Source organism: Dyadobacter sp. CY343, assembly GCF_021390335.1.
Taxonomy (GTDB): domain Bacteria; phylum Bacteroidota; class Bacteroidia; order Cytophagales; family Spirosomataceae; genus Dyadobacter.
Map to the genome: position 1 here is coordinate 496,717 of NZ_JAJUXK010000003.1, position 25,599 is coordinate 522,315.

The window sequence follows — 25,599 nt, forward strand, 5'->3', positions numbered from 1 at the left end:
GCTACTATCGCAGAATGGCATCACAAACACGCTCTTACGAAAAGAAAAAGCTACTTGGGCAAATTTATACGCCGCTTCATCTAGTCGAAAAAATCCTGCGCCTCTCCGGTTTTTACGATACCGACTTTTCCAACAAAAAAATACTCGATCCCGCTTGCGGTGACGGGCGTTTTCTGGTTCCGGTCGTTGAATTTTTGATCAAAAATGTTCCTTCCGGGCAATTGCCGGGGATACTTCAAAATGTGCATGGCTGGGATATTGACCCGCTGGCTATCGCGAAGTGCCGCGCAAACCTGGATCAGCTTGTGGCGCCGCTTGGACTGACCGTGAAGTGGAAATTGCGTAAATGCGACGCGCTCTTTCAGCGGAACAATGCGACCAAATATGACCTGATAGTTGGAAATCCGCCCTATATCCGGATCCAGCATTTACCCGAGAAACAGCGGCTATTCATTCGTCAGGAATACACATTTTGCCGGTCGGGTTCTACCGACGCTTACGTGGCATTTTTTGAGCTCGCCAGTGTTTTATTGACTAAAAATGGCGTTTGCGGATTTATAACACCCAATTCCTTCTTCATTTCTGAAACGGGAAAACTACTCCGCTCCTATTTCGAGCAAAATCAAAATCTCAGACACATTACCAATTACGGTAAAATTCCGGTATTTGAAAATGCTTCCACCTACTCTGCTGTCACGGTTTTTGGAAACAAAAAGGAGCCACATTTTACATTTGAACAATGCATTGATAAGCAATTCAACTGCCAGTCGAGAGACTTTTATTTTACGGAGCTGAGCAGCCCCTGGAAGCTTTCGGTCCCCGAATCACAAATGATTGAAGGGAGGAAATTGGGAGATATTTGCAGGATTTCAGTTGGCATCACAACGCTTGCCGACAAGTATTATCTCTTCCATATTCTGGAAGAAACCGACGGGACCAGCTTTGCTAAAAATAAAAACGGTGATCTCGTTTATCTGGAAACTGAGCTGCTGAAACCGGTCATAAAGGGTTCCAAACTTAAATCTTCGACAGATCCGGTGACCGAATATATCCTTTTTCCATACCAGAAAAATGAGGCTGGAAAGCACCAGATAATCCCGGAAAATGAGCTGGAATGCAGGTATCCGAAAACATATTCGTATTTTCTTAAAGTAAAACCGGCGCTCGATCGTCGTGATAATGGGAAGGCTAATCCTGTCGCGTGGTACGCATTCGGGCGGTCGCAGGGGCTGGATAGTTCTTTTGGTAAAAAAATCATCTTTTCACCGATGAACCGGGAGCCGAATTTCGTGTTGTATGAAAACCCGGAAGTGACGGTGTATTCCGGTTATTTTATCAAATATGATGGTGATACCTCGGCGCTTCTGGAGCAGCTCAACTCGGCAAGAATGGCAGATTTCATCTCTGTCGCCGGTCGGGATTTTCAGGGAGGCTATAAGGGTTATAACAAGAAAGTGATCGAAAATTATATTATAACCAGTATGCCCGAAGCAACTCCGCAGCTGATCACAGACAAGCCGCTTTCCTAAGTCAATGCGAACGCACAATTGTCAACTCGATAGCTATGAATGAAGAAAAGTTTACACAAGAATTTGTCTTGATTTTCAGGACTAACATCAACAGCAAGAGGCACGTAAAATCCATTGCACACTTGCTCGACGGCCAGACCGAAATATTAAAATGGAATATTGACCTGTCGGATATCGACAAAGTATTGCGCATAGAGGCCCGGCAGCCCGATTGCAGGCCGGTGATTTCACTTGTGCAGCAGGCGGGTTATGCGTGCGAGGAATTAACAGACTAAACCAAGATATATGTCAGAACAGAAGACGGGTGCATTCACCGGTTACGAAAAATTTATTATTACGCTGCTGGCGATCCTGCAATTCACAGTCGTGCTGGATTTCATGGTGCTCTCCCCGCTGGGCTACATTTTACTCGACAAGCTTTCGATCAGTACGAGCCAGTTTGGGCTGGTTGTTTCAGCTTACGCATTCAGTGCGGGAGCGGCCGGGCTGCTCACAGCGGGTTTTGCCGACAAATTTGACCGCAAAAAGTTGCTACTCTTCTTTTATACCGGCTTTGTAATTGGTACATTTTTGTGCGGCATCGCGCCTACCTACCACTTTCTACTATTTGCGCGGATCTTCACCGGGCTATTCGGAGGCGTGATCGGTTCTATTGGTTTCGCGATTATCACTGATCTTTTTCCGATCCAGGTCCGCGGCCGCGTGATGGGATTTGTTCAAATGGCGTTTGCGAGCAGTCAGGTACTTGGCATTCCGATCGGACTTTACCTTGCCAAAGAATTCAGCTGGCACGCTCCGTTTCTGATGATCGTCGGTGTGAGCATTATAGTCGGTATTCTGATCGTCGCTTATATGAAGCCGATCAATGCCCATTTGAAATTCCAGTCGCAGGGCAATGCATTCCAGCATTTGGGAAGGACAATTTCAAAGCCGCAATATCTGCAAGGATTCGCGGCGACGACAATGCTCGCGACAGGAGGCTTTATGTTAATGCCTTTTGGAACTGCATATGGTGTGAATAATCTGGGAATCCAGGAAGCACAATTACCAACTTTATATATGGTAACCGGACTTTGTATGCTTGCATTCAGTCCGCTCATCGGAAAGCTCAGCGACAAGGTTGGCAAGTATCAGGTGTTCCTTTGGGGCTCGGTAATTGCGTGTGTAATGACGCTGATCTATTGCAATCTCAGCGTAACCCCACTTTGGATTATTATCATATTGAACATTTTGCTTTTCGTAGGCATTACGGCCAGGATGATCTCAGCTTCTGCATTAATGAGCGCCGTTCCCGAGCCGCACGACCGCGGCGCATTCATGGGGATTAACTCTTCGGTACAGCAGATATCCGGCGGAATCGCTTCTTTGATCGCCGGCTATATTGTTTCCGAAACTGCGACAGGTTACCTCGAAAACTATCCAATGCTCGGAAATGTGGTCGTGGTCGCTATTATAATAACTGGATTATTAATGTATCGTATTCACAGGTACGTAATTCAGAAAACAGCTCCGGTAATTGAATCGAAAGCGGTGATCTAGAATTTCTGACCAGATCTACGGTTCGAAAATTCAGAACACAAATATTAAATCAGCCCGCTCATCCAAAATGGCGGGCTTTTTTATTTCGCAATACAAGACAACAAATGACTTGAATTCAGATAGTTAAGAGCAACCGAGTGAAATATTTCGAAAATAAATCTTTTTATACTAATTATTCTTTTAAAAAGATTTATACATTTACGGCAGATAAAAACTTATGAGACTTTTTATTTGGAAGGAATAGTGGTAAAAATATTTTCTGTTTATTTACATATCAGACTTGGAATATACAGATAACATTTTATACTAATAATACTTTTAAATGAAAATCATCAGTATTGTCAACAACAAAGGTGGTGTAGGAAAAACTACTTCCGCTCAAAGCATTGCTGCGGGTCTCAGCAAATTTGCAAATGCGAGAGTGCTCGTCATTGATCTGGACGCGCAAGCCAGTTTGACCAAAAGCTTCGGAATCACACACGCAGGCTTGAAGAAAGACAGTGGCTCGTTCATCACCGGAGAATATGAATTTGACGAGATTGTAAAGCGTGTTGGGGATATTGATGTTTTGCCGGGATCAGCCGAAATGATACACAGGGAAGACACGATCAGATCGGCTCCCGTTTTTCCTTTCAACCTGAAAATTGCACTGGAAAAAGTGAAAGACCTGTACGATTTTGTGATCATCGACTGCCCGCCCGCGCTATACGGGAATACAAGACTTGCGCTGGTTTCGTGCCACCAATATTATGTTCCGTTGCAGGCTGAGTTTTTAAGTTATGAAGGTTTGAGAAACTTTCTGGTTTACTCGGCAGAGATCAAGAAAATCAGTCCGAGCACCAACCTGGGCGGCGTGTTTGCGACACGCTATAATCCTAAGATCAGGAAAAAGATCAGCCACGAACTGATCAACGCAACGAGGGACCAACTTGGTGAAGTATTTATGGATTCGTACATTCGCGATAACATCGCACTGTCGGAAGCTCAGGCAAACGGCATGACCATATTCGATTACGCTCCTGCCAGCAACGGAGCCGAGGATTATTACAAGCTAACTAAAGAAATACTGGAACGAATTAATAACTGACACTTATGGCAAAAGATAGGAAATTTGAGTTTGCGCCACTTCCATTGGTAAATGATATCCAGGAAGAGCCAAACCAACCCGAAGAGGTGATTGCGGGCGCGCCAACCAAAGTAACCTTTGATTGTGATTACATTTTAATGGAAAACATGAAAGATTATGGATACTGGGAAGGGCTTACCCAAAAAGATATCATCCTTGAATCTTTGAAGCTGTATTTCCAGGATAAAGAGATCCGTCCCCGCCCCGACAAGATCCGCAACCGGACGAAAGTCGGAAGAAAACCTAAATCACTTGCAGATTAAAACAAAGAAAGTCTCCATAATCGGAGACTTTCTTTGTTTTAATCAATTCGGAATTAAGCTTATTTGATGAGCAACTTCCCTGAAATCTCCTTTCCGCCATTGCTGAGGCGATACACGTACATTCCCGCGGTTACATTCAGCTTCATTTCGGTCTCTTTTGTAAAAACCTTTGTCCTGATTTTTTTGCCGGCTATGTTGTAAATAGTCAGCTCCGACTCGCCGCTCAGGCTAGTGGTAACATTAATGAAATCGCTTGCCGGATTAGGAGAAACACGCACCCACTGTGCAGGATCGCTATTTGTACCCAAAATTGGCTCAACGATCACCACCGTACTTGCAGTATCGCTGCATCCGAATTGGTTGGTTACCTTCACTGTATAAGTCCCGCTGTGTGCGATTTTCGCAATTCGTATATTCGCTTTCTGATCTGTGGAAGTGAAATTATCAGGTCCTACCCAAAAGAATTTACCCTCGCCACTTGCATTCAGTTCAATCGCAGCGCCTTCAAAATAAGGTCCGGTATTCGATGCCACCACCTCGGGAAGCGGTAAAACGGTGATAGTCGCAGTGGCGGTTTTCTCGCTTGCCGGACAAGTGCCCGTGTAGGTTGTGGTGGCGCCCGGCGTAACTATAATCGCATTTCCATTTACCCCGGTAGACCAGCTTACCGGGCCGCTGCAACCCGAGGCTGTTAATGTCGTGGAGCCGCCTGCACATAAGCTATCAGTTACTGATATTATTTTGAATACCGCCGGCGAATTAGATTGCACCCTCCATTCGAGCGTTCGGATTCGTCCCATTTGCATTGTTTCGGCACGGCTCAAATGCGTCGAGTCGAAAACTGTCGCGGTTAGTTTGCCCGAACCTGCAATATCTTCCGGCTTTAATATGACTTCGTCTACCCCGTTTGCCAGCGGCTGCCCGTCGAGCTGCCATTCGATTTGCATCGAATTCGGCTCAGGTCTTAGTAAGTCAAACTTAAAAGAAGCTGCCTCTTTGACCAGAAAGGCTGAGCTGGTATCAGGTTCGATCTTCCCCACCGGATCCACAATAGAGAGTATCCTTTCCGTAGTCGCTTCCCTGCACACAACACAAAATTCCTGATTCAGATATTCCATCAGACACTTTCCATTTGCAGGTTTGTGCCACCTGGCTGCCTCGCTGTCGCTTCCATGTTTGTAAACGCCTATTCCTTCCGAGTCGAGCCAGTTTTTCCATTTCACTTCTGCCGGGTTCGAAACCTCCGTCATATTAGCGGCCTCCCAGCCGTACTGCGGGCCAGCCCAGTATTCATCGTTCAAAGAAGTAAATGTGTGCCCGATCTCGTGTGCGCCGATCGTATTGGCGCTTTCGTTCAGGGTATGCACCGCAATGGAGCCGCCCGAACCACCGTAATAGGTTGTATTGATAAGTACGACAATCAGATCGTAGGTCGGGAGATTGGCTGCGAGCACATTATAGGCAGCAGTAAAATTGATCGTGACCAGTCGGTGGATCGTCGAGCCAAAAGTGCCGCTATAATACGTTTTCTTCGTGCCAACAGGCTGATCAGGATAAGCATCCGGCGCGGTTCCAGGGTTGCTCACGCCGCTTTCTTCGGAAGGAGTCGGGATAGCGAAGAAATTGAAATAGGACTTATACCTGTTGTAAGGCTGATATTCCAGTAAAAAATCGGCGAACTTCTTCGCTTCCGTTCTGAATTTTGGCATCTCAGCTTCTGTAAATCCGTCGCCGAGAATGACCACATTAATCCTGCTGTCCAGCGGACCGGTTTTATATAAAGTGTCAACCGGAAACTCCTGAGCAAATGCCCGGGCTGCGCATAGAATGAAAAATAGTGCGGTAAAGGTTTTTTTCATCGTTTTAATTTAAGGGTGTATATCTTAATCTTTCCTCTTTCCGGTGTAACGCTGTAAATATCCAGTTTCTCAATATTGTGATCCGCCTGCATCCGCATCGTGAATGCTCCCTCCTTTTCATAGTTCTTTTTCCGGGTAATAACCCCCGACGGATCGTGAACTTCAACCTCCTGGAACAGCGGGTGCTGATAAACCATCGCCGTTTCAAGCGCACTCACGCTATACCTCGGCACAACTTCAATTTTATAAGGCGACTCCACCGGCGCGCGAAACGGTTTCAATTTCCCGTTTCCCGCGACTGCACTTACGAGCCCGACTTCCTCCTGCCCACCCTTTTTACCAAAACTCACCCTGAATTGCAGGAACAGAATCTGGTCAGCCACGGTGGCATCGAAGCGCAATACGTCATTTAAGTCGAGTGCGGACTGGCGCGGCGTGCAGGCGGCTAAATGCATGAACAGTAAACAAAAAGTAATGTAAAAGAGCAGTTTAAAATTCATGAAACCAGTAAAATGGGGCATTGGTAAAATTAAATCTTTAAGTAGTAAAAACGAATAGTTACTACTGCCGGTGGTGCCAGATTTCGGTACCGTTAAATAACTCACGCAGAAACCGGAAAATTTTGCCGCGTATTTGGTTGGAATTCAGACCAAAAGCGTTGCAACAATAGTGCAATTGATTGATTTACAGCACCTGAAACCCTGTTGCACGGTTATCAGCCCTATCTTTGCAATGTAATTCAACGACAATGAAAGTTCAGGAAACCAGCCCCACTCACCACGATACCGACCACTGCTGTTCTGGCCACGATGATCACAAGCAGAAGGCAACAAACGATCATAACCACGACCACGATCACGACCATGATCACGGGGATAGTGGGGAAGCAAGCATTTTGAAAACCCGGTGGATGCTCTGGCTCAGCCTGCTGATCCTGCTGACCACACTTGCGATTACGTTTATTTTTAAGATCAAAATAGACCGGACAGTCGAGATCGCGTTGATGCTCGCTGCCTATTTATTAGCCGGTAACAAAACGATTGCAATCGCCTTTCGTCGGATAGCACGCGGCGATTTTTTCAATGAATTTACATTAATGACGATTGCGACGCTGGGCGCATTCTATATCGGCGAATTCAGCGAGGGCGTTGCGGTCATGATATTTTATGAAATTGGCGAATTGTTCCAGGACATAGCGGTAAGCAGATCCAAAAACTCGATCAAAGCATTGCTCGATATTCGTCCGGACACTGTTACTGTAATCCGCGATCATCAAAATAGCCTGGTTAGTCCTGATAATGTGGCAATTGGCGAAATAATCTTGGTAAAAGCGGGTGAAAAAGTTGCGCTCGACGGAAAGCTCAGTTCAGAATCAGGCACATTCAATACAGCCGCATTAACCGGCGAGCCACGACCGGATGTGATTTCAAAAGGTAACACAGTGCTGGCGGGGATGATCAATACAGAGCAGGCTGTGGAAGTTACAGTGACTACTTTGTTTAAAGATTCAAAACTGTCCCGCATCCTGGAAATGGTACAGGAAGCGACTGCCAGAAAAGCACCTACACAATTGCTTATCAGCAGGTTAGCAAAAATATATACCCCGATCGTTTTTTTGCTTTCCGTACTGATCATACTCCTGCCCTACTTCTTCGTAAACAATTATGATTTCGATCAATGGCTTTACCGGGGTATGGTTTTCCTTGTTATCGCTTGTCCCTGCGCGCTTACAATCTCCATTCCGCTAGGTTATTTCGGCGGAATTGGCCTGGCTTCGCGAAACGGTATTTTGGTGAAAGGCGCTAATTTTCTGGATGTTATCACAAAAATCGATACGGTCGTTTCCGACAAAACGGGTACACTTACAAAAGGAGTTTTTGCAGTTCAGCACGTTGAAACAACGCTTGATAAACAGGAATTTATTCAGCTGGCGGCTTCTCTCGAAAACTATTCTACCCACCCGGTCGCCAAAGCTGTTGTCAGTTATGCAAATGCGGCGGAGCTTCAAAAACCACTGGAAGTCAGGGAAATAGCCGGGCATGGATTGGCCGGGATCGTAGGAACGAAAAAGGTTTTGGCAGGAAATTTAAAACTGCTCGATAAATACCTGATCCAATATCCCGCAAACCTCGCAGATATCCTGGAGACGATCGTCGCAGTTGCTATTGACGGCGCTTATGCAGGCTATTTCATGATCGCCGATCAGATTAAAGAAGACGCCGCACAAACTGTGGCTGACCTGAAATCGCTTGGTATCGAGACGATAATGCTTTCAGGAGACAAAACCGCGGTGGTGTCGCACATTGCCCAAACACTCCAAATTGCACAAAGTTATGGCGACTTACTCCCCGAAGACAAGGTCGCTATCGTGCAAAAACTGAAAGACCAGGGCAAACGAATTGCATTTGTTGGCGACGGTGTAAACGACGCGCCTGTGATCGCACTGGCGGATGCGGGTATTGCAATGGGTGCACTCGGTTCCGATGCGGCTATTGAAACGGCCGATATTGTGATCCAGAATGACCAACCCTCAAAAATCGTATCTGCGATCCGCGCCGGCAAAGTAACCAGAAGCGTGGTGTACCAGAATATTTCCCTGGCAATGGGTGTGAAAATGGCAGTAATGCTACTGGGCGCAGGCGGAATCGCCACACTCTGGGAAGCGGTTTTCGCCGACGTAGGTGTCGCTTTGCTAGCGATCCTCAATGCATTCAGGATTCAGGGAAAGAAAATCTGAAACCAAACTCATTTACCACCTGCTAAACAATTGGTACTGATCGGATACCCGCAACCTTTTCGAGCGCGATAGTAACCCGCTCAATACGGTCCACATTTCCACGACTGCTGTCTGATACAGCTTGCGCAACGGAAGTAAGGTAATCCCCGCCCAACTTGGTGTTAAAAAACGGATCCTGGGCAGCGAGTACGCCCCGCCAGTTCTTCCCGACAATGTTTCTGGATCTTACGAACCTCACTAAAAGACGCTCTTTGATGGACAATCCACCCTGTTCGGAAACTCGTGCTTGCAGCTCCTCCATTTGATGTGATGTTGTGTGTGTTAATTTTGTATTTTGCGTAATACGATAATTGCTATATACAAAAGTATATAATTATCAATACAAAGTCAAGAATTCATATAAGTTTATCAAAATAATGTCGGTAACAGGCGATAGAATTAGGAAATATCGGGAATTGATGGGATGGAACCAGGATGAACTGGCCAAAAAAATTGATAGGCGCGATAAGCAGACCATCTCCCACTGGGAGACCGGCAAGAGTGACCCGTCCCTGAAAGAGACGATTAAGCTCGCAGAGGTTTTAAACGCGACTGTGGCCCAGCTCGTGGGAGAAGCGCCGATGTTTGAAGAACCGAGAGAGAATTATGTGATGGTCAAGAAAGATGATCTCATCGAACTGCAAAGAAAGGCGCTTGAAATGGAAGAAGAGCGGATTAAAGATCTGAAAGAGCAGCTCGACAAGGCGCTAGGCCAGGCCGAATCCGGTGAATCAACCGACCCTGGTTTCCCTGAGGAATAAAACTCGGAAACCGAAAGCACAAAACACACTCACGACTATCAGCCCCGCCCACAGCGGCTGATAGCCCCAGTGCGCCGCCACAATACCACCGGTTGCAGGACCTACGATTTGCGCAACCGCCTGAGCCACAGAGTAAGCAGCAGAATACTTGCCCCGATTGCTATCCATTGCCCTATTCATTACAAAAGTAGTTATGTAGGGAATTGCGAGCATTTCGCCGATTGTGAAAAGCAGTACCGCAAAACCGGCGAGTACGATCGGCAATACAAACGGGACTACAAGCGCAAGGAAAGAAAGGGCACTGAAAATCACGCCCGCTACAATATACACGGAATCGGGCCACCGGTCCCGCAAGTTCTGGATGAGCACCATTTCAAATAGTGCAATGATCAAGCCATTCATTCCCAGTAACATACCGATAGTTGCCTCGCCAATATGCATTTGCTCCTTCCAATATACAGGAACCAGCCGGAACAGGATTGAGAAGCATACCATATAAAGTGTGACCATAGTAAGGAACCTCAGAAAAAATCCGTCTTTCCATGGCGATTTCCCCAGGAATTCGTCAACCTGATCCTTCTGTCGTTCCCGGTTGACCTTCGCCTTGGGTAAAAGAATGACGATCAGTATCCCAGCTATCATATACACAACACCGTCAACCCAGAACAGCAGGTGATAATTGATCGCGGCCAGTATTCCTCCAACCGACGTTCCGAAACCAAATCCAATGTTTGTAGCGAGCCGGTTCAAGGCATAGGATCGGGTAAGATTTGCAGTCGTCGAATAGGCGGCGATAGCTGTGCTGTTGGCCGGTTTGAATGCTTCTACAAAAAAACTTAATACGATTACGAGTCCGCAAAGAGCTGTAAAGTCAGTCACCAAACTGAACAGAATAAAAAATACGCCACTCATAATCAGGCTGATAACCTGGACTTGACGAAAACCCCATTTATCCGTGAAATATCCACCCGCCATTGCGCCCGCCACCGAACCCACTCCGAACAGTGTGATGATCAATCCCGCATCGGCGACACTTCGGTGAAGATTTTGGGTGACATACATACTCATAAAAGGTACGGCCATATAACCGCAGCGGTTCACGAGAATCACAATGCTGAGTAGCCAGGTTTCCCTGCTCAGCCCGGTGAATGCAATACGATAGCTCTGTAAAATCCCGTTGGGCATTAGTGATGAATTAAGGCTGCAAATCTCACAACAATTTTTTGATGATCGCAACACTTTCTTCCAGTTCATCCAAATTCGATGAAGCAAATCCAAGTCTGATCGCATTATTCCGCATTTCTATCTCACTGGTCGCATCAGAAAAGTATAGATCTTCCCGAATCGCACGCGAGGCGAGCTGTGTCAGATTAATAGTCGGGTCAAATCGAGTCCAAACTGCCATACCTCCATCAGGCACCTCAAAACTCACCGAATCTCTTAGCTGAGATTTTAAAAGATCGCAAAAGCGATCACGTCGCTGCTTGTAAACCCGCACTGACTTTCGCAAATGCCGCTGAATGACACCGGTTTGCAGTAACTCGGCAATTGCGTTTTCGAGCATCTGGTCTCCCTGCCGGTCGATGATCCTGCGCAAAAGTGCCAACTCGGCGATCACATCTTCCGGTCCAACCAGGTACCCCACTCGGAACGCAGGGGATATCGTTTTGGTAAAAGATCCGCAATAGAGCACCATCTGATGCGGATCCGCCCCTGCAAGCGGGAGCAGCGGCTTGCTTAGGTAGTGAAAATCGTAGTCATAATCGTCTTCAAAAACAGCGAATTTATATCTGGCCGCCAGCTGTAATAAGGCAATCCGCCTGTCGGCACGGAGTGCAACTGTGGTCGGATAATGGTGGTGGGAAGTCACATAAACCATTCGTACGGCCTTCTGCTCGCACACTTTTTCCAATGCCGAAACATCCAGTCCATATTCATCGACCGGAATTTCACTTACAGTTGCACCTGCATGCACAAAATTCATTGTTGCGCTAAACCAGCCCGGTGAATCGACCGCAACATGATCGCCGGGTTTAAGAAGCAGTGTACTCACCAAATGCAATCCCATAATTACGCCCCTCGTGATCAGGATATTATCCGCAGTCGTCGTCAATCCACGGGTCTCATTCAAATGGGAAGAAAGCTCCTGCCGCAGCCAGGCAGAACCCTTCGCTTCACCATATCCCAGCCGCAAATATGCGTTGCCCTGCAACAATTGGCTTCGGTAAGCCCTCGCCAAATCGGCTCTCGGCGCGAGTCTGGGATCGGGAAATCCATCATCGAGGTGTAGTCGGTTAACTGGTTTTAAAACGGGCCGATTTAAATGGGAAAACTTTTCGAATCTGAATCCGGCTTCTTTTTTGGATTGTGGTAAAACTGTTGAACGCGTTCCGCCGGACGCAGGCCGCATATCAGGTAAATGCTTTGTGACAAATGTACCACGACCGGTGTGACTTTCAAGCCAGCCCTGCGCGAGGAGTTCATCATAAGCCTGCACAACTGTCCGACGATGCACTTTTAAATTTGTCGCAAGTTGCCTGGTGCTGAGCAGCTTATGCCCCGGCTGTAATGTACCTGCCCTCACCAATGCAACCAACTGATTGCAATTTGCAAATAGACCGCTCCTTTTCCAGATTTCTCAATGGTGATCAGGGAAGATAACACGCCTATAATTGGACTATTAAAATTTTATGAAATGGATCATTTATACCATCCAATTAAGAGAGATTTTTGGAGAAAAAAAATGTCATGAAAAATATACCTTCCCATCTTATTCCGAGCCGGTTGCCTAAAAGAGCGCATTACGATCAGGAAACGATCTATTCCATCCTTGACGAAGCACTTTTTTGTACAATCAGCTTCATCGTGGACGAGCGTCCGTTCGCAATTCCGACGGCTTTTGTTCGGTACGAGGACAAAATTTACATTCACGGATCCGTCGGGAGCCATTTTATCCGGGAAATCGAAAAGGGCATTCCGGTTTGTATTTCCGTCATGCTGACCGACGCTTTGGTCGTAGCGAAATCTGCATTTAGTCACTCAGTAAATTACAGATCCGTCACGATTTTCTCGAATGCAGAAAAAATCGAAGACTTTGAAACGAAAGCTGCTGCCTTCGAGTGGCTTACAAACAAAATTGTTCCGAATAGCTGGTCATATTTGCGACCAATGAAGAAAAGTGAAGTATTGAAAACAACCGCGCTCGCATTCCCTATTGAAGAAGCTTCGGCAAAGGTCAGAAGCGGAATGCCAAAGGATGAAGAAGAAGATCTGGAACTTCCGATCTGGTCGGGGCTAATACCGATTCCTGTGCAGCGGCTGCAAGCTATTCCTGACGACACAAGTAAAGGAATCCCGCTTCCGGCACATTTGCAATAGTCCATGCAACCTTCTGGGTGAACCTAACATCTATTCGACAAAAATGAGATGCCGGATTTAATTCAAATGTTGCACGCCATGACAGGAAAGGAAATTTTTGACCATTATCAACTGATTGCATTGGCAAAAGGACTTGGTTCCCAGGAGTTTCACTATGGCAACATATTGTACCAGGCGCTACGGATAGAAGGAGAAGAAAGACTTTTTGCACTGCTCGAATTGGCTGAGAATACCGGCAAACGAATTTCACTGTCCTATTCCGCGTTGCCCGACGACAATCAATACGAACGTGATAGTGCTGTTTTGGTATAACTGAAAATGCTGCATTTCGTGTTGAATGCAGCATTTCTTCATTCTTCAAACCGCCTTATCTTTTCACCGCAATCCGGTGCGTACTCTGCGAGCCGTCGGTATATTTTAGGATCAGCACGTAAACCCCAGGACTGAATCCGCTCACGTCAATTTCACTTTCCGCATTATTTGACTTGTACAGCGAGCGTCCTAAGTTCGAAACAATTTGAACGTTCACCACTTTACTTCTATCGAGGTCACCAATAAACAATTTATCTGACACTGGATTAGGATAAATGTTAACCTTCGCCCCAGCTCCTTCGGCCGACAATGCTTTTCTTGAAATTGTTTCCTGCATTCCCTCGTCAGGCACAGGCGCAGTACCATTGCCAGTTAAGTAAGAAGGCAGGTAACGCCACGGACCATACGTCTGTCCAGTCAGCGCCAATGCAGGATCATATTTCACCCTAACGCGCACTTTCGTCGCCGGTCCTTGTTTAGGAATTACGTTCTTCAATTCCACACCTATCAAGCCCAAACTTGCATAAAGATTTTGCGACCCCGAGGATTGCGTACTATTAGTAATCACATTATTCGCCCCCTTCGAAAACCCTTGCCCAGCCGCCTTCGTCTCCCAAACCAACTTGCCCTTATTTCCGCCTAGAAAGGATTTGGAATACAAGCCCGCTCCGAAGTTATTTTGCGCGAATTGGGTTTGGTTGATGGGGGTGGTAAGGTTGGTGTTATAGAGGCGGAGGTTGTTTTTGAGGTTTGCGCCGGTATTGCCGTAACATATGAAAACAGATCCGCCTTCAAAGAAGGGAGCGCCAATTATAACGTCGCTGTACCCATCGCCATTTACATCTCCACCTTTGGAAACTGAGTAACCCATTTGCGCACCTTGTTCAAGAACTTCAAGCGACTCAACTGGAATCGCCTTTAGTCCAGTTGGAGAGCCGTGAAATACAAATGCACTGCCTTTAGTGACTTGATTTTTGGAATAATAAGGTGCACCTACCAATACATCTCCGTAACCATCTCCGTTGATATCACCAGCAGTTGACACACTCCAACCAAGTCTCGCAGCGGCGTAGTTCAATTCCAATTTTAAAGGTGGATCTTCGAATTTTCCTGAGGTCGATCCGTAAAATACCGTTGCAAGTCCCTCGTCTAGCTGACCATTTGCATAGTGCGGCACTCCTACGATCACATCAAAGAACCCATCCCCGTTAACATCACCAGCAGACGAAACTGATATTCCCATCTTCGCGTTCTGCTGGTTTACCTCAAGAATCTTTGCTGGCATACTAACCATACCTGTCGAAGAACCATGGAATATAAATGCAGCGCCTTCATTTACTTGGCCGTTATCATATAAATAGGCACCGACCATAACATCACCAAAGCCATCTCCATTAATATCGCCTGCGCCTGCAACAGAAACGCCAAATTGCGAATTGCTTTGATTACTTTCTAACATAGTGGCTTGTGAAATATCAATGCCATTTTTCGAACCATAGTGGACAAACGCTACTCCTTCATCGTCCTGACCATTATCGTATAAATAGGCGCCTAAGACTATATCTGCAAAGCCGTCACCATTGACATCTCCTGCCGCGGACACGGATTTTCCAAGTCTAGCGAGAACCTGGTCGCTTTCGATTATGAAAACCGAATTCTCATCAATCCCGGTTTGTGAACCGAAATAAACAAAAACTCCCCCCTCGAGGTTCTGACCCTCCGTGAAACCTGGTGCTCCGATGACTATGTCATCATAACCATCGCCATTTATGTCTCCGGCGGTTGAAACAGAATGACCAAAAAATGCATTACTTTGATTGCCATAGCTGACAACTATCTGATTATCTAAAACTCCATCTGGCGATCCATGGTACAAAAATACTACGCCCTCATCAACTTGACCGTTATCATAGAATGGAGCTCCGACCAGGATATCTTCAAAGCCGTCGCCATTTACATCACCAGCATTTGCAACTGAATTACCCATGGAAGAACCGGCTTGACTTGTTTCAAGCTTAGAAGAAGTCACCATATCAATTCCCTTAGCCTCTCCCAGCCAAACAAACGCGCCACCCTCATCAGCATTCCCATTATCGTAAGTAACCGCCCCCACGATCACATCACTGTATCCATCCCCGTTCACATCACCTGCACTGGCTACATTGCTGCCAAATTGCGCCCCGGCCTGATTACTTTCCAGTGTCGAAACCGGAGTTGCTGAAATGCCGATCTGTGACCCTTGATACACAAATGCCGCCCCTTCGTTGCTCTGCCCGTTATCATAATACATCGCCCCGACGATCACATCCGCGTACCCATCGCCATTCACATCGCCGGCACTTGCTACCGAGTAGCCGAACTGCGCTTCCGCCTGGTTGGATTCCAGTGTCGCCGCAGCTACCATGTTGATTCCCTGCGCTGAACCGTAGTGCATAAAGGCGGCCCCTTCGTTGGTTTGACCTTTGTCGTACATGTTGGCACCGATGATGATATCGCTGTAACCGTCGCCGTTTACATCCCCGGCAGTTGCTGCCGTATGGCCCAGGTATGCATTGGCCTGGTTGCTTTCCAGGACAGTAGCTGCATTGGCAGGGTTGATGCCCAGCGCCGAGCCGTGATAAACGAAGACTGCACCTTCGTCCGTCTGGCCTTTGTCGTAAAGCCGGGCCCCGACCAGGATATCACTGTAACCATCCCCGTTCACATCGCCGGCGCCTGAGGCACAAAAACCCATCATCGCCTCGGCCTGGTTGGCTTCGATGATCACTGGGTTATTCGTATTTAACCCAGCTGCCGAACCGTGGTAGAGGAACACAACCCCTTCGTTGGTCTGCCCTTTGTCGTAAGCGCGCGCACAAACCAGCACATCACTGTAACCGTCCCCGTTCACATCGCCGGCCAAACCGACTGTATTCCCCATATTGGCCTCAGCCTGATTGCTTTCCAGTACCAGCGAAGCAACTTTGTTGATCCCCTGCGCAGATCCGTAATAGACAAATGCAGCACCCTCATTGGTCTGGCCTTTGTCGTACATGTGCGCCCCGACGATGATATCGCTGAAACCATCCTTGTTGATATCCCCCGCCGAAGATGCAAAGCAGCCAAACCGGGCTTCTTTTTGGTCTGATTCGAGCATCACCCCGCCAGCCATAGTGATGCCGGTTGCGCTACCATAATAGACAAATACTGCACCCTCGTCAATTTGCCCGTTATCAAATTTCGACGCCCCCACGAGCACATCGCTGTAACCGTCCCCATTCACATCACCCGCGCTGGACACTACCCCTCCCATCCAGGCCTGGTTCTGGTCCGCTTCCGGTACCTTGATCGCATTGCCCGGATTTCCGTTTGAAATAATAGGATCGATCGTGACAGGGTAAGCTGCGCCGCGGACATCGACGCTGATCTGGATATTACCTTCATTCAATTCCAGACTTGCTTCGAGTGGCGCGCCGGCAGCATCCCAGCATTTCAAGTCGCTATATATTAGTTCAGTAGCTGTTTCTTTTTCATTATAGAATGCAAGTGTATTGGTACCAATATCCCTCGCTTTTAAACCTTTCAGTTGAAGCTTGACAGACAATTCCTCTGTCCCGACCGGGGCTTTTTCAACAATAAAGTTCTGGCGGATACCTTCGGAACTATTGATGTATTGTTCAGTGAATGTACTGTGCCTGATTTCAGCGGTGTTGTCTTTGTTCTCGACAATGCTTTTTAAATCAATCAGGTCGATCCGTTTTTTATCGGCATAAACCCCCTGGTTGACCAGCTTGAATTCGAAGATATGCCCCGCTGAATCCTTGCGGTTGCGGACTGTCAATACGCCGGGCTCGTAGAATGCACGCAGGTTATGCTGCCGGTTGGGGCTTTGGTACCGGCGGTTTTGCGTGTCAAAGGTAATATGGTATTCACGCTGGCCGATGCTTTTTTCAATATCGGGAAGTACTGGCTTATCCACGGAAGTGGCCCGGGCATTGCCCCGAACGACAGTAGCGGCTGGCTGGCTTTCGCCATCTTTAAAAACATACCCTAAACCTGCAAAAGTCAGGGTTAGGATCAATACAAAACTGAGGTAGTAGGCGTGTTTCATCGGCCGGACGGTTATGTGATTATAAAGAGGTTTGTCACTATTCTTTCAGACAAATCTTATTTATTACCGTCAAACAAGGACGAATGGGTTATTTAAAGGCAGCGAAATGTGCAAACTGCGGGGCTCAGTTATCCAGCGTCACAACAAAATGCACTGGCCTGGTTTTTTGGGAAATTAAGGAAATCTAATTTCAATAAGATGGCAGCAGACAATCAGAAGGAGAAAGAACTTAGAGAGCAAATACTGTCTAAGCGTCAGCAAATAGAATTTGACAGAAATAATTTGGAGGCCGAACAGGAATTATCACCAGACAACCGGGAAACTCCTGACGTGGCGGAAGAGGCAAAGAATTTTGACGATTCTACTGAGAATGTAGTAGATACCGCCGATTTAAAGGCATTGAAGTCGGCGGAAAACGAGTTAGAAGATCTCTTGAAACAACTGGAAGATCTCGGCAAGAACTAAATAGAACAGACTTCCTTTTCCAGGGCCTGCTTGGTTTCAACCAACTGAGATACCACTTCATTCCAATTCCCCTGATCGGGAATAAACGGGTCGTAATTGACCGGCAGGCGCCCGATTACATTAAATGACTGGCCTGACTTGAGCCTGATCCTTGAAACCAGTCCCATGAAATTAAAGACATCCAATATCTTGTGTGCTGTGGCGTATGTGTAAGAGTTTGTGGTGCAAAAGACCAATGATCCGTCTTTATAGTGGCACTCGATATTTTTCATAGCTAATATTAAAATTGGGTTAAAGCCAGTGACAAAATATCGTACCACAACCGGCTTACTGCTGAAAGACCGGGACATAAATTTCCACAGCGGTAGAATCGGAAGCTTTTCCGGTCACTTTTCCGATCCCGAAATCACCTCGGTTCACTTTGAAATGGCCGTGAAAAGCTGCACCTTTTTCGTTGAAAATGAATGGGATAGAAACCTCCTTTTTAATTCCGCGCACTTCCAGATCGCCGGTTACTAAATACCCGCTATCCGCTCTCATAACTGTCGAAGATTTAAATCTGATAAGCGGAAATTTCTCCGCAGCAAACCATTTTTCGCTCCGTGCGTGCTTGTTTTTGAGATCATTCCCAGTCTCGATCGATGCAACCTCCACAGCAACATCGAAAACCGCTTTTTCAGGTTCCTTAGGGTCAAATTCGATTGTGCCATTCATTTTCCCAAAAGTCCCCTGTGCATATTTACCTTCGAATTTGATAGTAAAGCCCGGCGCAATTTTCCAGGAATTTAACAGTACAAGTGTGAAGGAAGCGAGCAACAATGCTAACGATACAATAACCCATTTCTTCATATCAGCTTCATTTGAGGAAGTGTTTATGATTAATTGTTGGTTAAAAATATCAGAATTTTATCCGCCGGTCGAGGACAAGTTAGTAAGCGGACTTAATTGTTTCCAATCGCAATCGGTTTATCATTTCGTGACCATTCGCTCCACGATCCTACGTAAAGTGCGGCCCCCTCGAAACCTGCTTCGTTGAGCGCAAGCAATGTGTGACAGGCAGTTACGCCCGATCCGCAATGCACCACCACCTGTTCAGGCGTGCGGCCGGCTAATGCAGCCTGGTATTTGGAGGTAAGTTCTTCTTTCGACAAAAACTCACCGTTTTCGTTCAAATTAGAAGTATAAGGTATATTGACCGCACCGGGAATGTGACCAGCTACTAAGTCAATTGGCTCACTTTCACCTGCATAGCGGTAATGCTCCCGCACATCGATCACCATTAATTCCGGATCTGTGGAAATTTCTGAAACATGGGAAATGTCGGCCAGCGGCCAGTGCCAGCCATTTGCGGGATACTGCTTTAACTGTGGTTTTGCAGGAATCTCCGATGTAATCGAAATGCCAGCCTTTATAATAGCGTCAAGTCCGCCGCTTACCACGTACACTTTTTCGTGTCCGATCGCTTTGAGCATCCACCAAAACCGGGAGGCCGCATTTGCTCCGTTTTTATCATCATAAACCACAACCGTGCTTTCTGGCGAAATGCCTGCGCTGCCCAAAAGCTGCCCGAAATCCTGAGGCTCGGGCAGAGGATGTCTTCCACCATTTGCCGCATTATCCGTTTTGTCAGACAGTTGCGTTTCCAGATCCAGAAAAAGCGCATTTTCAAGATGGCCAGCCTGATATCGCTGAAATGCATCCGGCCCGCCTCTCGCGTCAATCAGCACCAATTCGCCCTGGGAAAGCAACGTTTTAAGATCTTCGGCTAAAATGATATTCATATAGAAGTCTGGTTTTAGATTTAGTAAAGAAAGTGACTTTTCGGGAAAAGTGAGAATTCGCGAGCGGTATCCAAACGAATACTTTTTATCATTATGTTTGGATTCGGGGACGCGCTGAGGAAATCGGCAATTATTTCCGGCAATTATTTCTATTAATACAAATGACTATAAGCACTTTTCAGGAAGCTGATCTTGTCCAGCTGCCGGCATTACAACCTCCCGACTGGGGCGATCTGATTCCCAGGTTCCGGTATTTTATCAAATCAGACCTTTGCTCTCCCATTAAGATTTCTGAAAATGGGCAATTAATGGCGATTGGAACGAATATGTACCACACTAATTCGGTGTGGCTCGCCTGCATTGTTGTACACCCTGCGCACCGGAATAAGGGTTTGGGAAAAATCATCACCGAGGAACTGATTAGTCAGGTTGACCGTCGGAGGTTTCCTTCTATCTACCTCGATGCCACTGAGTTTGGCTACCCGGTTTATAAAAAATTGGGATTTGAGATAGAAAACTGTTATTCGCATTTTACCCGCGAAGAAGCCTTACCGCCCCACGTTATCTCACCGCAAATCGTACCTTTCGAAGCGCAATTCCGAACACAGATTTACAAGATTGACAGCGAGATCAGTGGAGAAAACAGGGCGGGTATCCTCGACGATTTCCTGCATTCTTCGATGCTATATGTTACCGATAATGTTGTACTTGGCTACTATATTCCCGATTGGGGCGACGCGCCGGTTATCGCAATAGATGATGAGGCGGGTATTGAGCTGATGAAATTGAGATTTCAGACTCAAGATAAAGCGATATTACCGCAGGAAAACGCGCTGGCAATCCAGTTTTTAATTCAAAATAATTTCGTCGAATACCGCTTTTCAAGAAGAATGTTCCTGGGCTTGAAAAAAGAATGGATGCCGGAAAAAATATTCAACCGGGTTAGCGGGTCGCTGGGTTAACTATCTCAATACCAACTCGCTGATCCTGGAAAATTCGGTGTGCGGTGCCATCGCTTTTACAATACCCTTTTTGTCAACCAATATAAAAAACGGCGTTTCGCTGATCTTGTACCTATGATTAAAACCGTAGGATTCAGGAACCGGGATAAACCCGCAATTGCGCTTTGGAATCGCTTCTATGCATTCTTCCCGGGTATTTAAGGTGGTCCCGAGCGAAACGATCTCGACGCCTCTCTTTTTATTCTCTTCGATAAAATTAGAAATGACCTTGGTACTGGCCAGCGTATAAAGCGGTTTTTCATATTTAACCCAAAAACCTAGCAGGATATACTTGCCGCGCAGTTTGTCCGAATTGTATTCTTTTCCGTCCAAACCTTCCATTACAAATGAAGAAAGCGGCTCCCCTACTTCCGGCATAAGATCCGGATTATTCATCACAGAACCGTCTGCCTGTACGTCAACCTGATTTCTTTTAATCACTTCAAAAGAAGACGCTTTTCCATATTTATCGAATACCGGCAACGTTTTGTACAGTCCCGGATTCCGCTTCAATTTCTCATCATACTCGGCATAACTCAGCTTTTTACCTGTCGCGCGATCAATAATAACCGACTCCCGGTTCATCACGAATTGCTGGCTCACCTTACCATTATAACGAGTAACCTTCGGCTCCTCCTGCGCCGAACAAATCGCACTGCTTAATATTAGAAAAAGAAGAAGATGGAAACTGACTTGCTTACTGCACATGCAAATAAAATGAAATTTTTCTGATTTTAAAAATATCAAAAGTTTGATATTGTCAGGATCATTACCGAAATTTATACTTCTATAACTGCCGAACCCGCCACAATATTTCAGGCAAAAATAATTTATTGGAGATTTTATGTACGAGAGGATCCGTGAGAAATTGGGAATATTGGCAGACGCGGCGAAATATGATGTTTCGTGTTCGTCGAGCGGAAGTAACAGGAAAAATGAAAATAAAGGCTTGGGGGATGCCGAAGGAACCGGGATTTGCCACACTTATACCGAGGACGGGCGCTGCGTTTCGCTTCTGAAAGTGCTCCTGACCAATCACTGCATTTTCGATTGTGCGTTTTGCGTTTCGAGACGCAGCAACGATATTAAGCGAGCCGCGTTCACTGTCGAAGAAGTGGTCGAACTGACGATCAATTTTTATCGACGCAACTATATTGAGGGACTTTTTCTGAGTTCAGGCATTTTTAAGAATGCAGATTATACGATGGAAAGGCTGGTCCGAATCGTGAAAAAGTTGCGTACCGAAGAGCGCTTTAATGGATATATTCACTTAAAAACGATCCCCGGCGCGAGTGAAGAATTATTGAAAGAGGCTGGCATGTACGCCGACCGGATGAGCATCAATCTGGAAATGCCGACCGAGGCGGGACTAAAAATTCTGGCGCCTGAAAAATCGCACGAAGAAGTAAAAAAGCCGCTTGGGTATATTCAAAAAAGTATTACCCAGTTTTCTGACGAAAAAGCGCTGATCAAACATGTTCCCAAGTTTGTACCTGCTGGTCAGAGCACGCAAATCGTGATCGGCGCGACACCGGATACAGATAAGGAAATTATGCACACCGCCAATGCATTTTATAAGAATTTCTCGCTGAAACGGGTCTATTATTCGGGCTATATCCCGATCAGCAATGATAGTCGCCTGCCCGTAATCGGCTCACAGCCACCATTAATCCGCGAAAACCGGCTTTATCAGGCCGACTGGCTTATGCGTTTTTATGGATTCAATGTGCAGGAAATATTAAACGATGCTCATCCTAATCTGGACGTAGATGTAGACCCGAAATTAAGCTGGGCGTTGCGGCATTTGGAGCAATTTCCAGTCGATGTGAATACAGCCGATTATCGGATGATCCTGCGGGTGCCTGGAATTGGTGTGACTTCTGCATTGAAGATCGTGCAGGCGCGGAAATTCGGCAGGTTATATAAAGATCATTTGAAAAAAATTGGAATTTCCTTTAATAAGGCGCGCCATTTTATTCGGTACGGAGATAGTCCGATGCAGTTGAAAGAATATGAAGCAGGACATATTAAGGGTATTATTTTGGCCGAGAGCCATAGCAAATACCAAAAGAACCCGCACAACCAGCTTTCCCTTTTCTGATGGAAACCTTTGTATTCGATGGGACGCTGGAAGGTTTACTTACGGCCGTATTCTATTGTTACCAGAAGAAGAGCGGAAAGGTGAAAGTTGTGAGCACTGCACACTTTCATCCGGATGTATTTCAGCAGCATTTCACGGTGGTAAGTGAGGACGACAAGGCGAAACGGGTCTGGTCCGGGTTGCAGAAAAAGCTGGATCCGGGCTGGATGCTCAATATTTATAAAGCCTTCCTCTCCGAGCAGCCGCAAGCTTTTCAGCATTTGCTGGATTTCGCAAGATATATTATTGATCACGAGCAAGGAGCGGAGACGAATTTCGGGAATCCAGATGTGCTCGCGATTTCTCAGCTAGGCCAGAAAGTTCATCGCGAAAAGCATAGAATGGAAGCATTTATACGGTTCCAGAAAACGGCGGATGATATATTTTACGCGCATATTGAACCGGACTTCAATGTGTTGCCGCTGTTGATCAAGCATTTCAAAAACAGGTATGCCGATCAGAAATGGATTATTTATGATCTGAAAAGAAAATACGGGCTGTTTTATGATCTGGAAAAAGTGGAGGAAATTGTGTTTGACTTTACAGAGGAAATGTCGCCCAGCCTGAATGCATTGCCTGCAAAACTACTGGATGAAAAAGAGGAGCTGTATACGATTCTTTGGAAAGACTATTTCAAAAATGTCAATATTCCAGCACGGAAGAATATGAAGCTGCATATTCGCCACGTGCCGAAACGATATTGGAAGTATTTATCGGAGAAGCAGGGCTGAAACTATTTAATCTTGCTTTCCAGCCAGGCTGCGCGGAATTTCTGCATTTCAGGAGTAAGTGTTTGTCCCAAAGTTTCACTCGGAACGACGAGCAGTCTAGGGTTTTCAATCAATGCGAGCGTTGCCAGTTTAGTTTCTTCACGGTGTTTGTATTCAATAGTTATTTTGTCGCCGGGTTTATGTGATTTCAAAACTGTGTTCAGTTCATTCTGAGAGCCAATAGCCTTTCCCTCAACTTTTAAGATTTGATCATCGACATCAAGGCCCGCCGCATATAAAGGAGAGCCGATCAATGTGTTATTTAAAATCGTCAGTTCAGTACCTTCTTTAAACCTTACATCGCCAATCCAGGCCTGACCTTCCGATTGCCTTTTTAAAGTAAGTCCGGCTTTTGCCAAAAGTGGCTTGTAATCGAAAGATTCGTGTCCGTTTACATACTTAGTAAAAAAGCTGGTTGCGAAATTCGCATCCTTAGAATAACCCGCAAGTACCGTTTGCAAATCAGAAACCGAATATGGAATCTCCGGCTTTCCGTGTTTCAGCCAAACCATTTTCATAAAATCATCCAGATTTAAACCTTTGGATCTGAGTTCCAGATCGAGCGCGAGGGCGATTGAAGCTCCGTAGGGATAATAGGATGTGTAGAAATTGGGATAGTTGGTTTTATCAACTGCCACGCCTGCATCCACAAAAACAGCCATATTGCTTGCCTGGACTGGGGAAACGCGTTTTGCGCCTGGTGTGTTTTCTTTGGTATTAATCAAAAATGTGAGTGTCTGACAGTAATCAGCCAGCGCATCGAACCCTGCTCTTTCCAGGATCAGATCGCCGTAATATTGTGTAAAACCTTCTACAAACCAAAGCTCGAAGCTCATATTGCTTTTTTCAAAATTGAAAGGTTCGAGCGATTTCGGCCGGATCCGTTCCACATTCCAGGTATGGAAAAATTCGTGTGAAAATACACCAAGCAAATTATCCGAACCATTAAATGCGACGGGAATACTGATCATCGTGCTATTCCGGTGTTCCATTCCGTCACCTTTGACGTAGGGATTGATACTTGCGAGAAAGGTATATTCAGGAGAATCAAACACAGGATATTCACCGAAAATCATCTTTGCTTCCTGCGTGACCTTTTTCACTTTGTCGGCAAAACTACTTGCTAGTGAATCACTTGCATTCGCTTCGAGCGCTAGTTTGAACTTCGATTGTTTTCCATCGACATTCTCCAAAGTCCATTCCTTCCAGATGAGCTTACCTATTTTAGTGGGAGAATCCATGAAGTACTGCAGTCCCGGCGCAGTGAAGGTATTCGCTTCTTTGCCTTTAAGAAGCTGCGTGGCAATTGTCCATTTCGAGTCTTTTGGTAAGTCAAATTTCACTTCCATGGGTGCATTCTGCAATTCTTTCACCCACATAAAAGTTGCGGGCATATTAAGCTGGATGCTCGACGGATCGATGCCCGCGTAGGTGCCGTCAGCGTGATTGGCGTACAGTGTATATTCGACTTTTACGAAACCATTTATACCTGAAACCTTGTACATATCACCCTCAATGCGCTGAATATCAAGCTTTTTTCCGGATTTATCAGAAGCGAAGACTTCGTAAACGTTCTTCCCATATTCATGCGTCGCGTAACGCCCCGGGGACGACCGGCTCATTCGGAAAGTCAGTTCTTTTTGAGGTACATCCGAGACATTTACCTTGATATTTGCTTCGTGGTGAACCAGATTCGGGAAGGAAACATCATAGCTGATCTTTTGCGCGAGTGCATGGAACGCGATCGCCTGCAAAGCGATGAGGGATAGTATTTTTTTAGTCATGAAAATGAGAGAAATAGCGGATATT

Annotated in this window: 24 protein-coding genes; 13 read left to right on the plus strand and 11 right to left on the minus strand. The window is 46.1% G+C overall.

Annotation, left to right across the window (positions count from 1 at the left end; translation table 11 throughout):
- The first annotated feature begins 14 nt into the window (after positions 1 to 14).
- The 5 genes from LZG94_RS10350 (at position 15) to LZG94_RS10370 (ending at position 4,457) form a co-directional block, all read left to right on the plus strand.
- A complete protein-coding gene (locus LZG94_RS10350; RefSeq protein ID WP_233791819.1) occupies positions 15 to 1,529 on the plus strand; it encodes a class I SAM-dependent DNA methyltransferase in 1,515 nt (504 codons plus the stop codon).
- Between the two features lie 35 nt (positions 1,530 to 1,564).
- Positions 1,565 to 1,804 (plus strand): hypothetical protein, encoded by a 240-nt coding sequence (locus LZG94_RS10355; protein ID WP_233791820.1) that lies wholly within the window; start codon positions 1,565 to 1,567, stop codon positions 1,802 to 1,804.
- Positions 1,805 to 1,814: 10 nt separating this feature from the next.
- Positions 1,815 to 3,068 (plus strand): MFS transporter, encoded by a 1,254-nt coding sequence (locus LZG94_RS10360; RefSeq protein WP_233791821.1) that lies wholly within the window; start codon positions 1,815 to 1,817, stop codon positions 3,066 to 3,068.
- Positions 3,069 to 3,390: 322 nt separating this feature from the next.
- Positions 3,391 to 4,155 (plus strand): ParA family protein, encoded by a 765-nt coding sequence (locus tag LZG94_RS10365; protein WP_233791822.1) that lies wholly within the window; start codon positions 3,391 to 3,393, stop codon positions 4,153 to 4,155.
- A 5-nt stretch (positions 4,156 to 4,160) separates the two neighbouring features.
- Positions 4,161 to 4,457, plus strand: a complete 297-nt coding sequence (locus tag LZG94_RS10370; RefSeq protein ID WP_215233317.1) for a hypothetical protein — start codon at positions 4,161 to 4,163, stop codon at positions 4,455 to 4,457.
- Between the two features lie 59 nt (positions 4,458 to 4,516).
- Here the strand turns inward: LZG94_RS10370 and LZG94_RS10375 are convergent, their stop codons facing one another.
- Positions 4,517 to 6,316: a M64 family metallopeptidase gene (locus tag LZG94_RS10375; RefSeq protein ID WP_233791823.1), complete on the minus strand. Its 1,800-nt coding sequence runs from the start codon at positions 6,314 to 6,316 to the stop codon at positions 4,517 to 4,519.
- The gene (locus LZG94_RS10380; RefSeq protein WP_233791824.1) at positions 6,313 to 6,816 is read right to left on the minus strand and encodes a hypothetical protein; all 504 of its coding nucleotides are present in this window, start codon (positions 6,814 to 6,816) and stop codon (positions 6,313 to 6,315) included. Before LZG94_RS10380 ends, LZG94_RS10375 begins: the two co-directional genes overlap by 4 nt.
- Positions 6,817 to 7,064: 248 nt before the next feature.
- Here LZG94_RS10380 and LZG94_RS10385 point away from each other — a divergent pair, with 248 nt between their 5' ends.
- A complete protein-coding gene (locus LZG94_RS10385) occupies positions 7,065 to 9,053 on the plus strand; it encodes a heavy metal translocating P-type ATPase (protein WP_233791825.1) in 1,989 nt (662 codons plus the stop codon).
- Between the two features lie 22 nt (positions 9,054 to 9,075).
- Here LZG94_RS10385 and LZG94_RS10390 read toward each other — a convergent pair whose 3' ends face one another.
- Complete coding sequence (locus tag LZG94_RS10390; RefSeq protein WP_233791826.1) at positions 9,076 to 9,354, minus strand: hypothetical protein; 279 nt, start codon at positions 9,352 to 9,354, stop codon at positions 9,076 to 9,078.
- Positions 9,355 to 9,469: 115 nt separating this feature from the next.
- Here LZG94_RS10390 and LZG94_RS10395 point away from each other — a divergent pair, with 115 nt between their 5' ends.
- Complete coding sequence (locus LZG94_RS10395) at positions 9,470 to 9,853, plus strand: helix-turn-helix transcriptional regulator (RefSeq protein WP_255700630.1); 384 nt, start codon at positions 9,470 to 9,472, stop codon at positions 9,851 to 9,853.
- On the opposite strand, the gene LZG94_RS10400 is transcribed toward LZG94_RS10395, so the two are convergent.
- Positions 9,824 to 11,038, minus strand: coding sequence for an MFS transporter (locus LZG94_RS10400; RefSeq protein WP_233791828.1), 1,215 nt, complete (start codon positions 11,036 to 11,038; stop codon positions 9,824 to 9,826). The genes LZG94_RS10395 and LZG94_RS10400 overlap by 30 nt on opposite strands.
- A 25-nt stretch (positions 11,039 to 11,063) precedes the next feature.
- Positions 11,064 to 12,437, minus strand: a complete 1,374-nt coding sequence (locus tag LZG94_RS10405; RefSeq protein ID WP_310589863.1) for a PLP-dependent aminotransferase family protein — start codon at positions 12,435 to 12,437, stop codon at positions 11,064 to 11,066.
- Positions 12,438 to 12,601: 164 nt separating this feature from the next.
- Between LZG94_RS10405 and LZG94_RS10410 the strand changes: the two genes are divergently transcribed.
- Both LZG94_RS10410 and LZG94_RS10415 read left to right on the plus strand, forming a co-directional pair.
- Positions 12,602 to 13,231, plus strand: a complete 630-nt coding sequence (locus tag LZG94_RS10410; protein ID WP_233791829.1) for a pyridoxamine 5'-phosphate oxidase family protein — start codon at positions 12,602 to 12,604, stop codon at positions 13,229 to 13,231.
- A gap of 78 nt (positions 13,232 to 13,309) precedes the next feature.
- A complete protein-coding gene (locus LZG94_RS10415) occupies positions 13,310 to 13,543 on the plus strand; it encodes a hypothetical protein (RefSeq protein ID WP_233791830.1) in 234 nt (77 codons plus the stop codon).
- A gap of 55 nt (positions 13,544 to 13,598) precedes the next feature.
- Here the strand turns inward: LZG94_RS10415 and LZG94_RS10420 are convergent, their stop codons facing one another.
- Complete coding sequence (locus LZG94_RS10420; protein WP_233791831.1) at positions 13,599 to 17,633, minus strand: FG-GAP-like repeat-containing protein; 4,035 nt, start codon at positions 17,631 to 17,633, stop codon at positions 13,599 to 13,601.
- 198 nt (positions 17,634 to 17,831) lie between these two features.
- Here LZG94_RS10420 and LZG94_RS10425 point away from each other — a divergent pair, with 198 nt between their 5' ends.
- Positions 17,832 to 18,098 (plus strand): hypothetical protein, encoded by a 267-nt coding sequence (locus LZG94_RS10425; protein ID WP_233791832.1) that lies wholly within the window; start codon positions 17,832 to 17,834, stop codon positions 18,096 to 18,098.
- Here LZG94_RS10425 and LZG94_RS10430 read toward each other — a convergent pair.
- The 3 genes from LZG94_RS10430 to LZG94_RS10440 all read right to left on the minus strand — a co-directional run bounded on the left by LZG94_RS10430 (position 18,095) and on the right by LZG94_RS10440 (position 19,879).
- Positions 18,095 to 18,370 (minus strand): hypothetical protein, encoded by a 276-nt coding sequence (locus LZG94_RS10430; RefSeq protein ID WP_233791833.1) that lies wholly within the window; start codon positions 18,368 to 18,370, stop codon positions 18,095 to 18,097. The two genes, LZG94_RS10425 and LZG94_RS10430, sit on opposite strands and share 4 nt — an antisense overlap.
- Before the next feature lie 55 nt (positions 18,371 to 18,425).
- Positions 18,426 to 18,947, minus strand: coding sequence for a YceI family protein (locus LZG94_RS10435; protein WP_233791834.1), 522 nt, complete (start codon positions 18,945 to 18,947; stop codon positions 18,426 to 18,428).
- Between the two features lie 92 nt (positions 18,948 to 19,039).
- Complete coding sequence (locus LZG94_RS10440; protein WP_233791835.1) at positions 19,040 to 19,879, minus strand: sulfurtransferase; 840 nt, start codon at positions 19,877 to 19,879, stop codon at positions 19,040 to 19,042.
- A gap of 161 nt (positions 19,880 to 20,040) precedes the next feature.
- Here LZG94_RS10440 and LZG94_RS10445 point away from each other — a divergent pair, with 161 nt between their 5' ends.
- Entirely contained in the window at positions 20,041 to 20,841 is an 801-nt protein-coding gene (locus tag LZG94_RS10445) for a GNAT family N-acetyltransferase (protein ID WP_233791836.1), read from the plus strand.
- Here LZG94_RS10445 and LZG94_RS10450 read toward each other — a convergent pair whose 3' ends face one another.
- Entirely contained in the window at positions 20,842 to 21,588 is a 747-nt protein-coding gene (locus LZG94_RS10450; protein WP_233791837.1) for a thioredoxin family protein, read from the minus strand. It abuts the gene before it with no gap.
- 136 nt (positions 21,589 to 21,724) lie between these two features.
- Between LZG94_RS10450 and LZG94_RS10455 the strand changes: the two genes are divergently transcribed.
- The gene (locus LZG94_RS10455) at positions 21,725 to 22,981 is read left to right on the plus strand and encodes a putative DNA modification/repair radical SAM protein (protein ID WP_233791838.1); all 1,257 of its coding nucleotides are present in this window, start codon (positions 21,725 to 21,727) and stop codon (positions 22,979 to 22,981) included.
- Positions 22,981 to 23,751, plus strand: a complete 771-nt coding sequence (locus LZG94_RS10460; RefSeq protein ID WP_233791839.1) for a TIGR03915 family putative DNA repair protein — start codon at positions 22,981 to 22,983, stop codon at positions 23,749 to 23,751. Before LZG94_RS10455 ends, LZG94_RS10460 begins: the two co-directional genes overlap by 1 nt.
- A gap of 2 nt (positions 23,752 to 23,753) precedes the next feature.
- On the opposite strand, the gene LZG94_RS10465 is transcribed toward LZG94_RS10460, so the two are convergent.
- Positions 23,754 to 25,574 (minus strand): M61 family metallopeptidase, encoded by a 1,821-nt coding sequence (locus LZG94_RS10465; RefSeq protein ID WP_233791840.1) that lies wholly within the window; start codon positions 25,572 to 25,574, stop codon positions 23,754 to 23,756.
- Positions 25,575 to 25,599: the final 25 nt, after the last annotated feature.

Excerpts from the sequence above, each read along its gene's own strand:
- LZG94_RS10350 (WP_233791819.1), top strand. The coding sequence starts at position 15 with ATGGCATCACAAACACGCTCTTACGAAAAGAAAAAGCTACTTGGGCAA.
- LZG94_RS10355 (WP_233791820.1), top strand. The coding sequence starts at position 1,565 with ATGAATGAAGAAAAGTTTACACAAGAATTTGTCTTGATTTTCAGGACT.
- LZG94_RS10360 (WP_233791821.1), top strand. The coding sequence starts at position 1,815 with ATGTCAGAACAGAAGACGGGTGCATTCACCGGTTACGAAAAATTTATT.
- LZG94_RS10365 (WP_233791822.1), top strand. The coding sequence starts at position 3,391 with ATGAAAATCATCAGTATTGTCAACAACAAAGGTGGTGTAGGAAAAACT.
- LZG94_RS10370 (WP_215233317.1), top strand. The coding sequence starts at position 4,161 with ATGGCAAAAGATAGGAAATTTGAGTTTGCGCCACTTCCATTGGTAAAT.
- LZG94_RS10375 (WP_233791823.1), bottom strand. The coding sequence starts at position 6,316 with ATGAAAAAAACCTTTACCGCACTATTTTTCATTCTATGCGCAGCCCGG.
- LZG94_RS10380 (WP_233791824.1), bottom strand. The coding sequence starts at position 6,816 with ATGAATTTTAAACTGCTCTTTTACATTACTTTTTGTTTACTGTTCATG.
- LZG94_RS10385 (WP_233791825.1), top strand. The coding sequence starts at position 7,065 with ATGAAAGTTCAGGAAACCAGCCCCACTCACCACGATACCGACCACTGC.
- LZG94_RS10390 (WP_233791826.1), bottom strand. The coding sequence starts at position 9,354 with ATGGAGGAGCTGCAAGCACGAGTTTCCGAACAGGGTGGATTGTCCATC.
- LZG94_RS10395 (WP_255700630.1), top strand. The coding sequence starts at position 9,470 with ATGTCGGTAACAGGCGATAGAATTAGGAAATATCGGGAATTGATGGGA.
- LZG94_RS10400 (WP_233791828.1), bottom strand. The coding sequence starts at position 11,038 with ATGCCCAACGGGATTTTACAGAGCTATCGTATTGCATTCACCGGGCTG.
- LZG94_RS10410 (WP_233791829.1), top strand. The coding sequence starts at position 12,602 with ATGAAAAATATACCTTCCCATCTTATTCCGAGCCGGTTGCCTAAAAGA.
- LZG94_RS10415 (WP_233791830.1), top strand. The coding sequence starts at position 13,310 with ATGACAGGAAAGGAAATTTTTGACCATTATCAACTGATTGCATTGGCA.
- LZG94_RS10420 (WP_233791831.1), bottom strand. The coding sequence starts at position 17,633 with ATGAAACACGCCTACTACCTCAGTTTTGTATTGATCCTAACCCTGACT.
- LZG94_RS10425 (WP_233791832.1), top strand. The coding sequence starts at position 17,832 with ATGGCAGCAGACAATCAGAAGGAGAAAGAACTTAGAGAGCAAATACTG.
- LZG94_RS10430 (WP_233791833.1), bottom strand. The coding sequence starts at position 18,370 with ATGAAAAATATCGAGTGCCACTATAAAGACGGATCATTGGTCTTTTGC.
- LZG94_RS10435 (WP_233791834.1), bottom strand. The coding sequence starts at position 18,947 with ATGAAGAAATGGGTTATTGTATCGTTAGCATTGTTGCTCGCTTCCTTC.
- LZG94_RS10440 (WP_233791835.1), bottom strand. The coding sequence starts at position 19,879 with ATGAATATCATTTTAGCCGAAGATCTTAAAACGTTGCTTTCCCAGGGC.
- LZG94_RS10445 (WP_233791836.1), top strand. The coding sequence starts at position 20,041 with ATGACTATAAGCACTTTTCAGGAAGCTGATCTTGTCCAGCTGCCGGCA.
- LZG94_RS10450 (WP_233791837.1), bottom strand. The coding sequence starts at position 21,588 with ATGTGCAGTAAGCAAGTCAGTTTCCATCTTCTTCTTTTTCTAATATTA.
- LZG94_RS10455 (WP_233791838.1), top strand. The coding sequence starts at position 21,725 with ATGTACGAGAGGATCCGTGAGAAATTGGGAATATTGGCAGACGCGGCG.
- LZG94_RS10460 (WP_233791839.1), top strand. The coding sequence starts at position 22,981 with ATGGAAACCTTTGTATTCGATGGGACGCTGGAAGGTTTACTTACGGCC.
- LZG94_RS10465 (WP_233791840.1), bottom strand. The coding sequence starts at position 25,574 with ATGACTAAAAAAATACTATCCCTCATCGCTTTGCAGGCGATCGCGTTC.